Annotated in this window: 11 protein-coding genes and 1 tRNA gene; 7 read left to right on the forward strand and 5 right to left on the reverse strand. The window is 35.0% G+C overall.

All coding sequences use genetic code 11. From position 1 onward, the window contains the following. The first annotated feature begins 300 nt into the window (after positions 1-300). From Q0Q96_RS03515 to Q0Q96_RS03530, 4 genes are all read left to right on the forward strand, one after another. A complete protein-coding gene (locus Q0Q96_RS03515) occupies positions 301-1,068 on the forward strand; it encodes a TatD family hydrolase (RefSeq protein WP_293871819.1) in 768 nt (255 codons plus the stop codon). Positions 1,069-1,133: 65 nt separating this feature from the next. Next, on the forward strand, positions 1,134-2,270 hold the full coding sequence (locus tag Q0Q96_RS03520) for a 1-acyl-sn-glycerol-3-phosphate acyltransferase (protein ID WP_293871822.1): 1,137 nt from the start codon (positions 1,134-1,136) through the stop codon (positions 2,268-2,270). Beyond that, on the forward strand, positions 2,260-3,288 hold the full coding sequence (locus tag Q0Q96_RS03525; protein ID WP_293871825.1) for an asparaginase: 1,029 nt from the start codon (positions 2,260-2,262) through the stop codon (positions 3,286-3,288). Before Q0Q96_RS03520 ends, Q0Q96_RS03525 begins: the two co-directional genes overlap by 11 nt. Before the next feature lie 58 nt (positions 3,289-3,346). Continuing rightward, positions 3,347-3,431: transfer RNA gene (locus Q0Q96_RS03530), tRNA-Ser, on the forward strand. Positions 3,432-3,486: 55 nt separating this feature from the next. Here Q0Q96_RS03530 and Q0Q96_RS03535 read toward each other — a convergent pair. Beyond that, positions 3,487-4,254, reverse strand: a complete 768-nt coding sequence (locus Q0Q96_RS03535) for a S1/P1 nuclease (RefSeq protein ID WP_293871828.1) — start codon at positions 4,252-4,254, stop codon at positions 3,487-3,489. Positions 4,255-4,616: 362 nt separating this feature from the next. On the opposite strand from Q0Q96_RS03535, the gene epsC reads away from it, so the two are divergent. The 3 genes from epsC (at position 4,617) to Q0Q96_RS03550 (ending at position 7,320) form a co-directional block, all read left to right on the forward strand. After that, positions 4,617-5,435, forward strand: a complete 819-nt coding sequence (gene epsC, locus Q0Q96_RS03540) for a serine O-acetyltransferase EpsC (protein ID WP_293871831.1) — start codon at positions 4,617-4,619, stop codon at positions 5,433-5,435. A 21-nt stretch (positions 5,436-5,456) separates the two neighbouring features. Next, positions 5,457-6,365 (forward strand): cysteine synthase A, encoded by a 909-nt coding sequence (gene cysK, locus Q0Q96_RS03545; protein ID WP_293871835.1) that lies wholly within the window; start codon positions 5,457-5,459, stop codon positions 6,363-6,365. A 214-nt stretch (positions 6,366-6,579) separates the two neighbouring features. After that, the gene (locus Q0Q96_RS03550) at positions 6,580-7,320 is read left to right on the forward strand and encodes a porin family protein (RefSeq protein WP_293871838.1); all 741 of its coding nucleotides are present in this window, start codon (positions 6,580-6,582) and stop codon (positions 7,318-7,320) included. Here Q0Q96_RS03550 and Q0Q96_RS03555 read toward each other — a convergent pair. The 4 genes from Q0Q96_RS03555 to Q0Q96_RS03570 form a co-directional block, all read right to left on the reverse strand. Then, positions 7,315-7,920, reverse strand: a complete 606-nt coding sequence (locus tag Q0Q96_RS03555; RefSeq protein WP_293871841.1) for a hypothetical protein — start codon at positions 7,918-7,920, stop codon at positions 7,315-7,317. The two genes, Q0Q96_RS03550 and Q0Q96_RS03555, sit on opposite strands and share 6 nt — an antisense overlap. A gap of 91 nt (positions 7,921-8,011) precedes the next feature. Then, on the reverse strand, positions 8,012-9,478 hold the full coding sequence (gene rpoN / locus Q0Q96_RS03560; protein ID WP_293871843.1) for an RNA polymerase factor sigma-54: 1,467 nt from the start codon (positions 9,476-9,478) through the stop codon (positions 8,012-8,014). Between the two features lie 116 nt (positions 9,479-9,594). Next, positions 9,595-11,031 carry an asparagine--tRNA ligase gene (gene asnS / locus Q0Q96_RS03565; protein WP_293871845.1) on the reverse strand — a complete coding sequence of 479 codons (1,437 nt, stop codon included), beginning with the start codon at positions 11,029-11,031 and terminating at the stop codon, positions 9,595-9,597. Positions 11,032-11,181: 150 nt separating this feature from the next. Further along, a partial coding sequence (locus Q0Q96_RS03570; RefSeq protein ID WP_366068892.1) for an MMPL family transporter occupies positions 11,182-11,488 on the reverse strand: 307 nt, incomplete at its 5' end.

Below are 11,488 nucleotides of genomic sequence, written 5' to 3' on the forward strand. Positions count from 1 at the left end.
TAACTTACTTATAGGCGAAACAAACGTTCGTATATACACCCAAAATTGGGTGGATTGGCGAAGGTTTGTTTCGCTTTATTGATTGTAAATGTAATTTTTTTATTTTTACAAATCATCAAAAGGACTTTATATTTGTTGAATACTTTTCGTACTTATGTGTATGTAAACGCGCTGCACTTAATTTCAAAAGTTGGCTTGGCGAGGTAAACCAGCAAACCAAACCGCGACCTTACAATATTGACAAGTGATGGTTTAAATTTGAAATTTCACTATTTTTACCATCCAAAACCTGCAGTCACTATGATTCTTATCGATACCCACACCCACCTCTACTCTGAGGAGTTTGACCAAGACCGTACACAAATGATTCAACGGGCTATTGATGCTGGGGTTTCGCGCTTTTTTGTTCCCTCGATAAATGCCTCGCATACTCAAAAAATGTATGATTTAGAAGTTCAGTTTCCCGAGAACATTTTCCTCATGATGGGCTTGCATCCTACGTATGTTAAAGAAAATTATGAAGAAGAATTAGCGCATGTAGCAACGCAACTATCCAAAAAGAAGTTTTATGCGGTGGGGGAAATTGGCATTGATTTGTTTTGGGACAAAACTTTTTTGAAACAACAACAACATGCTTTTCAACACCAAATACAGTTGGCAAAACAGCATAAACTCGCCATCAATATTCACTGTCGTGACGCCTTTGACGAAGTTTTCGAAGTGTTAGAATCAGAAAGAGCAGCTGATTTATTCGGAATTTTTCATTGTTTTACTGGTGATTTTCAGCAAGCCAAAAGAGCTGTCAGTTTAAACATGAAGCTGGGAATAGGCGGAGTTGCGACTTTTAAAAACGGAAAAATAGATCAGTTTTTGCCCCAAATAGACTTACAACATATTGTTCTTGAAACCGACTCGCCGTATTTGGCACCAGTGCCGCACCGAGGGAAACGAAACGAAAGCAGTTACATAAAACTAATTGCCGAAAAATTAGCACAGATTTATCAGCTACCCATAGACGAAATAGCACATATTACTACACAAAATTCTAAAACTGTTTTTGGGATTTAACCCAAAATGTAACATAAAGTAACTTTTTTTTTGTTCATTTGTTTTTCAATAATTCTAAAAACTACATGCAGAAATTTGATTCTATTCGTCCGTATTATGATACCGAAGTCAATGAAGGCATCCTTTCATGCTTGAATCATCCCATGATGAAAGCAATTATGAATTTTACGTTCCCCGATGTTGCCGATGAAATCTGGATGAACCAATTAAAAAGAACCCACTCAATACGAGATTTTCAATGTAATTTTATTTACCAATCGGTTCAAAAAGTGTTAGAAAAAAGCTCGGAAGGGTTGACTACTTCGGGTTTTGAAACATTAGAAAAAAACACTTCCTATCTTTTTATTTCAAATCACAGGGATATCATTTTAGACACTTCGCTGCTAAATGTTGCGCTGTTCGATCACGGATTAGTCATGACGGCATCGGCAATAGGGGATAATTTGGTGCAAAAATCGTTTTTGAAAACACTCTCAAAACTCAACAGGAACTTTTTAGTGCAACGGGGTTTATCGCCCAGAGAATTATTGGACAGTTCTAAATTATTATCGGAATACATTGGTCAGTTGCTGCTGCGCGAAAATCGTTCGGTTTGGATAGCCCAACGCGAAGGCAGGACAAAGGATGGTAATGATGCAACGCATTCGGGGGTTTTGAAAATGCTAGCCATGGGGTCTGAGGAAGCCAACTTGATGGATTATTTCAAGAAAATAAAAATTGTTCCCGTTTCTATCTCCTACGAATACGACCCAACTGATGCGTTGAAAATGCCACAACTTATAGCCGAAGCCAGAAACGAAATTTATATTAAAGAAAAAAACGAGGATTTCATTACGTTGTTAAGCGGAATTATTGGTCAAAAGAAACACATTCACATTCATGTAGGCGCTGTTTTGAATACAGAATTAGACACCGTTGCTGCCGAATTTGATAACAATAACAAACAAATTCAAGCTTTGGCTCAAGTGATAGACGACTCTATTTTAAAAAGGTACAGGCTTTGGCCCACCAATTATATTGCTTACGATTTGTTGCACAACACGCAAGACTACAAAAATCATTATTCTGAAAACGAAAAATCGCTTTTCGAAAGAAGATTAGAAATGAAAATTGATGAAAGCAACCCACAAATGCTGGAAAGTTTTCTTGCCATGTATGCCAATCCTGTGGTGAACAAATCAAAATATGAGAATGCAATCTAAATCGAACTTACTGTTGATTTATACGGGTGGCACCATCGGGATGATGAAAGATTTCGAATCGGGAGCTTTAAAAGCCTTCAACTTTAAGGAACTTCTTCAAAAAATTCCCGAATTGCAACAATTGGATTGCACCATTGAAACCATTTCTTTTGAAAAACCTATAGATTCGTCTAATATCAGCCCATCGCAATGGGTTATTCTTGCTACAATTATCGAACAAAACTATGCTGCTTTTGATGGTTTTGTGGTGCTTCATGGTTCAGATACCATGTCATATTCGGCATCAGCCTTGAGTTTTATGTTAGAAAACTTGTACAAACCTGTAATTTTTACAGGCTCACAATTACCTATAGGCGATTTGCGCACCGATGCCAAAGAAAATCTGATTACGGCAATACAAATAGCTTCTTTAAAACAAAAAGGAAAGTCGGTTATTCAGGAAGTTTGCCTTTATTTTGAATACAAATTATATCGAGGCAACAGAACCACCAAGATTAATGCGGAACATTTCAATGCGTTTACCTCTCCCAATTATCCTCCTTTGGCAGAATCGGGAGTTCATTTGAAAATCAATTCCAATACTATTTCGCAAAAAAAAGCCACTAAAAATTTGGTAGTTCACAAAGAGTTGAACGATCAAGTGGTCATTGTGAAGATGTTTCCGGGAATCAGCGAAACCGTTTTGACGGCCATTATTAATATCCCTAATCTAAAGGGGATTATATTAGAAACCTATGGTTCTGGCAATGCACCTACTGCGGTTTGGTTCATTGACACCTTAAAAAAAGCTATAAAAAACGGTTTGCACATTATTAATGTGACCCAATGCTCGGGCGGAAGCGTCAACATGGGACAGTACGAAACCAGCACACAACTCGAGAAAATTGGGCTCATTTCTGGAAAAGACATTACTACAGAAGCCGCAATTACCAAGTTGATGTATCTTTTAGGACAAAAGGTATCTCCCGCTGTTTTCAAGACCATCTTTGAAACTTCACTTCGTGGCGAAATGCAATAATATTTGCAAGACGCGTTTTTTTTACTGAAAAAATTTGCGGTTATTTGCACCACAATTTAGAGAGGTGGCCGAGTGGCCGAAGGCGCACGCTTGGAAAGCGTGTATATGGTAACATATCGAGGGTTCGAATCCCTTCCTCTCTGCAACAATGACGCTAATTGAATTAAAACCCTTAAAATCGTCTGATTTAAAGGGTTTTTAATTTGTAGAAAAAACTTCTTTTAAAACTCCAGCCAGACGAATGCCAGCAAGGTGAATTTGACTTTTTATAATTGGTAAATTTTCATTTACATAATCATCTGAAATTATATTGTTTTCTACATTATAAATAGTTCCTAAATATTTTCTTGAATCAGAAGCCCAATTTACAACATCAATTTTTTGAATTTCGTCGATTTCAGTTTTAGAATAATTTCTTTCTTTTATGCATTGTTTGAGCGTTACATTTTTATCTTCTATAATCCGATAATCATACAAAGCATGCAAATTTGTTCCTTTACCGTCAAAATGCACTTGAAAAGTATTTCCGCCTTTATCACTTCCGTAACCTATGTGCAGCGGCTGATGCAAATCGCCCATCAAATGAAATAAATAACATAAATTGGTTTTTACCTCTTCTTTGGATAGGTTTTTATAATTTTTTAAATTTGAAATACAAGTAGTTAATGCCGAGATTATGTTATCGCAACAAATGTCTTTTACCACTTCGTTTTTTTCGAAATTTACATAGTGTAAGGCTTTTAAATTATCGTACTTTTTATCTTTTTTGATGACATCCATCCAGTTGGCAGCTTCCTCAATTGTCATTCCGTCTAGATATTCTCGGGCTAGTTTTTTGGTCTTTTTATCAAGGTTTTTAAAAGCAATTTCTGCTACATAAGAATGTCCTTTTTCTCCCCAAGAATAGGAGTTTAATGGAATTAAAATTAAAAGAACTGGTAAAATAATTATTTTGAATGTTTTCATTAGGATTGGTTTTCTACAAATTTAGTACTATTTACAACCGTTAAAATGTTTTACTTATAAATTATAAACAAACTTTTTATCAGTTTAAGGAGTAAATTTTAAGGGGTAGATAATTTCAGCATCACATTTTTAAACATTTTATAATCATAAGTTAAATAAAAAAAATTATTTGGATTGTAATTTAAAACATTTGATATTTGTAACAATAAATCACCGTATGCAACTAGTTTATATCACTTTTTGTTATTGTTTCCCTCAACTGTTGAGGAGCGATTTGTTGTGATTTAATTATAAAATATAATTCTAACAAACAAAACTCTTCAATTCGTTGGAGAGTTTTTGTTTTTATGTGCCTAAAAGAAATGTCAAAAAATAAAATCATTTATCAATCTAATTTTATGGAAAGTAAAATTTTCTTAAGCAAAGTGAAAGCCTCGTCTTGGATTAATGAAATGTCCGACTGGTTGTTTTGCTCCACCAAAGAATATGTGGATTATAATTTTTTTGAAACGAAAGAACAAGAACTCCAAATGATTTTGCAAGAATTATTGGAGGAAGAGTACTCTAAAGAAAGCGCAAGGCATCAGACAACCGTTTTTTTTGAGACTATACAAAGTGTTTATAAAAAACTTCAACTGGATTTAATAGCAATTTTAAATTTTGATCCAGCAGCAAAATCAAGAAGTGAAGTCGTGCTCGCTTACCCAGGTTTTTTTGCCATTACGGTACACCGATTTGCCCATGTTCTATGGAACAATGGCAGTACTATTTTAGCGCGTTTTATGGCTGAATATGCACACAGCAAAACAGGAATCGACATTCATCCTGCAGCTACTATAGGCGAAAGTTTTTTTATAGATCATGGAACAGGTATCGTGATAGGCGAAACCGCCACCATTGGTAAAAATGTAAAAATATATCAAGGAGTTACCCTAGGTGCTTTGACGGTGAGCAAAGACAAAGCCGCAGAAAAACGCCATCCAACTATTGAAGATGATGTGGTAATTTATGCTAATGCCACTATTCTTGGCGGAAAAACTGTGATTGGAAAAGGAGCCGTAATTGGCGGAAATGTTTGGATAACCAATTCTATTGCTGCCCAATCGTTAGTATATCATAAAAGTGAAATTATGATTAAAAATATTCAGAATTTTCCTGAAGCACTAAATTTTAGTATTTAATTAATATAAAACAAAAAACATATGAAAGCGAACACCATTCTAGAAACCATTGGGAATACACCCGTAGTAAAATTAAATCGATTATTCAAAAATAGCAACGTTTGGATAAAGTTAGAACGAAGTAATCCTGGCAACAGCATTAAGGATAGGATTGCACTTGCTATGATTGAAGATGCCGAAACAAAAGGATTATTAAAACCAGATAGTATTATAATTGAACCAACATCGGGCAATACCGGAATTGGTTTAGCACTCGTTGCCGCCGTAAAAGGATATAAAGTTATTTTAGTAATGCCCGAATCCATGAGTGTGGAAAGACGAAAACTAATGGAAATATACGGTGCTGAATTTGAACTGACCCCAAGAGAAAAAGGGATGAAAGGCGCCATTGAACGTGCTTCTGAACTCGTTGCCGAAACCCCAAATGCATGGTCACCACAACAATTTAATAACCCAGCCAACATAGCAATTCATAAAACAACTACGGCTCTGGAAATACTGGCTGATTTTCCAAATGGTTTAGATTATATCATTACGGGCGTAGGAACTGGAGGACATATAACAGGTGTTGCCGAAGTATTAAAAAAGAAATTTCCTAATTTAAAGATTTTTGCTGTTGAACCAGAATTATCACCCGTGTTGAGTGGTGGAAGTCCTTCACCGCATCCTTTGCAAGGCATTGGAGCAGGGTTTATTCCACAAAACTACCATGCTGCCGCCATTGATGGAGTAATTCAAGTTAGTAAAAACGACGCTTATGAATTTACAAGAGAAATCGCAAAAAAAGAAGGGGTTTTAGTTGGGGTTTCTACAGGAGCTTCATTAGCAGCGGTGGCAAAAAAACTACAAGAAATTCCAGATAACGCTATTGTATTGACTTTCAATTATGATACTGGCGAAAGATATTTATCTGTAGAAGGATTATTTTGATGTTTTGAGGTCGATAACTTTAGTTTCACTACTAATTTTTTGCCCAATATTTCACTAATTAAAAAGGTTACGGCTCTAATTTTTGAAATATGTGTATTGAAAATAGCGCACTTGGCCGTCTTTAAAGGATTCACTTTTAGACTAAAATTAACATATTTAAACACCTTTAGAGGTAGTGTTTTTTATATGTTTTATACCAAAATGTGGTTTATGAATGGAGACAATCAGTTTTTTTCGTACGTTTATGACTTATTACATAAGAATGCGTTTTTACTTTCCTTTTGTTCTTTTTTTAGTAACATTTTGTGCTACAGCTCAAAATGTAGTAACCGATTTTGATGCGGTAGATTCGTTATATCGGGAAGACCAATTTTATGTAAACATCACTTATAACGGGCTTCAAAGACGCCCTGTAAACATTAATCAAAATAAGCTTTCACCCGGAATAGCATTAGGATTTTTGAGAGACATGCCTATTAACAAATCTCGAACAGTGGCTGTTGCCGCAGGTTTAGGATATTCATTAGGTATTTACAATCAAAATTTAGAAATTTCGAGTTCTAACGGGATTAATACCTATCAAGTTTTAGACCCGGCTATATATTATTCAACCAATAAATTATCATTGCATTACATTGATTTACCGGTTGAATTCAGATGGCGAAATTCTACCCCAAACAGTCATATTTTTTGGAGAATTTATTCAGGGTTTAAAGTGAGTTACCTTTTTTATGATGACTATAAATCGGTATCGTCCTTGGGAGTTGTCAAACTATCGAGGAATAAAGATTTAAGTCAATTTCAATATGGTGTTTATATTGCGGTGGGATGGAATACTTGGAATTTTTATGCCTATTATGGATTAAATCCAATGTTTAAATCGGCAGCAAAAATTGACAATCAATCCATAAATATGAATACGACCAATTTTGGTTTGATGTTTTACATCTTATAACCAAAAATAGAACAATACACTTTGTGGCAGTACACCACACAAAAATCCAATGATAAGTTCTTGACCGGAATGTGCTTTCATCACCAAGCGTGAGGAGGCGACAATGCCATTAATTACTACAAAAAAAGCAACAAGTTCAATGACATTCACCTGATTGTGAATGCCTAATCCAATGATAAAAACCGTTAGTGAACTAATGCCAATCATGTGAATGCTTGCTTTTATCTGCGCATACAACAATAAAAACGCAAAAATGGTACTAAATAATCCTCCCAGAAAGAAGAAATAAAGACAAGGAAATCGATCTATGGTGATGCTTTTTTCAATCAAAACCCCAAATAAAAGGAGCTGCAATAGCAAAGGAATTTTCCGCTGGGAAATATCTGAAAGCATTACACTTTCTATTTTGCCAAAGGTTCTTAACAAATAGAAAAATGTAATGGGTAATAAAAAAGTAATGATGATGATTTGCAAAAATAGAATCAAATATTGCGGTAAAGTGAAATAATGCTTATCCAACAAAACATAAAAAAAAGTTCCTAAAACTGGAATGAAAATAGGATGGAAGAGATAGGAAAAAAAAGGAAAGATTTTTTTCAAGATGTTATTTGCTTGAACAAATATAATGATTCGATGGTTTGATGAACCAATTTGATGTATCTAGTTGAAGCTGTTTTAAAAAAATTTTAAATTATATCTTCTTCCGCATTCTTGCTACAGGAATATCAAATAAATCTCTGTATTTGGCAATAGTTCTGCGCGCAATTGGATACCCTTTTTCTTTTAGGATTTCGGCTAATTGATCGTCGGGCAAAGGTTTGCTTTTATCTTCTTCTTCGATAATTGTTTTTAGGATTTTTTTGATTTCCAAGGTAGAAACATCTTCACCTTGATCATTTTTCATCGATTCAGAAAAATACTCTTTGATCAGTTTTGTACCATAAGGAGTTTCTACATATTTGCTATTTGCCACGCGCGAAACGGTAGAAATATCTAGCCCAACCATGTCGGCAATGTCTTTGAGAATCATGGGTTTTAATTTTGTTTCTTCGCCGTCAAGGAAATACTCGCTCTGAAAATGCATGATGGCATTCATCGTAACAAAAAGCGTTTCTTGGCGCTGGCGGATGGCATCGATAAACCATTTGGCTGAATCCAATTTTTGTTTGATAAACTGTACTGCATCTTTTTGGGAATGCGATTTGTCTTTAGAAACTTTATAGGTTTGAAGCATTTCCTGATAATCTTTGGAAACGTGTAAGGTAGGTGCGTTTCTTCCGTTTAAGGAAAGTTCCAGTTCGCCATCAACAATTTTAATGGCAAAATCTGGAACAATTTGCTCCACGGTACGACTGCTACTGTCATAAGCACCACCCGGTTTTGGATTTAATTTTTCAATTTCTTCAATTGCCTTTTTGAGCTGTTCTTTAGAGATTTCATAAGTTGCTAATAGTTTTTCGTAATGTTTTTTTGTAAACGCATCAAACTCATTTTGAATAATATTAATGGCTAAATCAACATATTCAGTAGGGGTTTTATGTCGGAGTTGCAATAACAAACACTCATGTAAATTCCGAGCTCCAACACCCGTTGGATCTAAATCTTGGATAATGTGCAGCATTTTTTCGACCGCTTTTTCATTGGTATACATTCCTTGAGTAAATGCCATATCGTCTACAATATCTGACATATCTCTACGCAAATACCCGTCATCATCAATACTTCCAACTAAGAATTCTGCGATATTGTGCTCTTCGTCTGTTAAAAGAAACGTGTTTAACTGATTGATTAAATCTTGATGAAAACTAGTTGGCGCTGCAAATGGCATGTCACGAGTTTCATCGTCATCACTATAATTATTAGTTTGAAGCTTATATTCTGGGGTTTCGTCGTTGCTCAAATATTCATCAATGTTGATTTCGTCAGCTTCAATATTTTCGCTTCCCTCAAAATCATCGTATTCGTCATTATTGTCAAATTCATCTTTTTCGAATAATTCTTCTTCTTCCTTACCAGTTTCTAATGCTGGGTTGTCTACTAATTCTTCTTTCAATCGCTGCTCAAATGCTTGTGTCGGCAATTGTATCATCTTCATCAACTGAATTTGTTGAGGAGATAATTTTTGCGATAATTTTAGATTTAGAAATTGCTTGAGCATTTTGTGTTTATAGTTTAGAAGGTTTAGAAAAGATTTAGAAGAGGTTAGAAAGTTTAGAAATTTTAAACTTATGAGGAACTAAACCTTCTAAACTCATTACCCTTATAACCTTTTAATTAAAATTCTGCGTTCAAAGGCGTTCTTGGATACGGAATCACATCTCTAATATTCGTCATTCCCGTTACGAAAAGCACTAAGCGTTCAAATCCTAATCCAAAACCTGAATGGACTGCGCTTCCAAATCTTCGGGTGTCTAAATACCACCATAATTCTTGTTCATCAATACCCAAAGCTTTCATTTTTTCGATCAAAACATCATAACGTTCTTCTCTTTGTGAACCTCCCACGATTTCTCCAATGCCAGGAAACAAAATATCCATAGCGCGAACGGTTTTTCCATCTTCATTCAATCGCATGTAAAACGCTTTGATATTAGCAGGATAATCAAACAAAATCACGGGACATTTAAAGTGTTTTTCAACTAAATAACGCTCGTGTTCACTTTGTAAATCGGTTCCCCATTCGTTGATGATATAATTGAATTTTTTCTTTTTGTTGGGCGCGCATTCTCTTAAAATAGCAATCGCTTCGGTGTAGGAAACTCGTTTAAAATTGTTTTCTAAAACAAAGTTTAATTTTTCTAACAACTTCATTTCGCTTCGTTCCGCCTGTGGTTTCAATTTTTCTTCGTCTAATAATCTTCCTTCCAAGAATTTTAAATCTTCCTGGCATTTGTCTAAAGTATATTTAATCACATATTGGATAAAATCTTCTGCCAAATCCATATTGTCATTCAAATCATTGAACGCAACTTCGGGTTCAATCATCCAAAATTCTGCCAAATGTCGTGAGGTGTTCGAATTCTCGGCTCTAAAAGTTGGTCCAAAAGTATAAATTTCTCCTAACGCCATGGCAAACGTTTCCCCTTCTAATTGTCCGGAAACGGTTAAATTTGTTTCTTTTCCAAAGAAATCTTCCTTATAATTTACTTTTCCATCTGCTGTTCTTGGTGTGTTGTCAAAGGGCAAAGCCGTTACTTTAAACATTTCACCAGCACCTTCAGCATCACTGCCTGTTATGATTGGGGTGTTTACATATACAAATCCTTTTTCTTGAAAATAATGATGAATCGCAAAAGAAAGTACAGAACGAACTCTCATAATAGCTCCAAAAGCGTTGGTTCTAACACGCAAATGTGCATTTTCGCGCAGAAAATCAAGACTTGGTTTGTTTTTAGGTTGAATGGGAAACTTCTCGGCATCGCAATCGCCCAAAATTTCTAAATGCCTAACTTGTATTTCATATTTTTGACCTGCGCCTTGACTTTCTACCAAAGCTCCAGTTACAGAAATTGCGGCACCAGTTGTAATTCTTTTTAAAATTTCCTCGGGAGTGTTTTCAAAATCTACAACACACTGAATAGTATTAATCGTCGAACCATCGTTCAAAGCTATAAACTGATTATTTCTAAACCTTCGTACCCAACCTTTTGCATTTACTTCTAAAAGGGGCGTTGCGCTATTAAGTAGGTTTTTAACTTTTGTATGTTTCATTAAATATGAGATTTAAAATTTTAAAATATTTTCGTCACAGATTTCACAGAGTATTTTTTAGTTATCCAAAAAAATCCTTTGAATACTTTAATCTGTGGCAAAATTAATTAGATTTTATGATTTGGATATTATTATAATTGCAAATATAAATTATTCTTTTTCTGTAATTTCATCAATATTCTCTTCCTTGTTATCACGATAAATATTGATGCTTGGTTCTTCCTCGTCTGCCTTCATTTCTTTTTTGCCGCTCCATTTCTCGGTGGTTAAAACCAATGCCGGAAGCACCACCAAATTGGCAAACATCGCAAAAGTTAACGTTACCGAAATTAACCCGCCTAAAGCAATCGTTCCGCCAAAACTCGATAACGTAAAGATAGCAAAACCAAATATTAAAACCACCGATGTGTAGAAGGTACTTACTCCAGTTTCGTGTAACGCACTCACCACGGCTTTC

This window comes from Flavobacterium sp. (assembly GCF_025352015.1).
Classification (GTDB): Bacteria; Bacteroidota; Bacteroidia; order Flavobacteriales; family Flavobacteriaceae; genus Flavobacterium.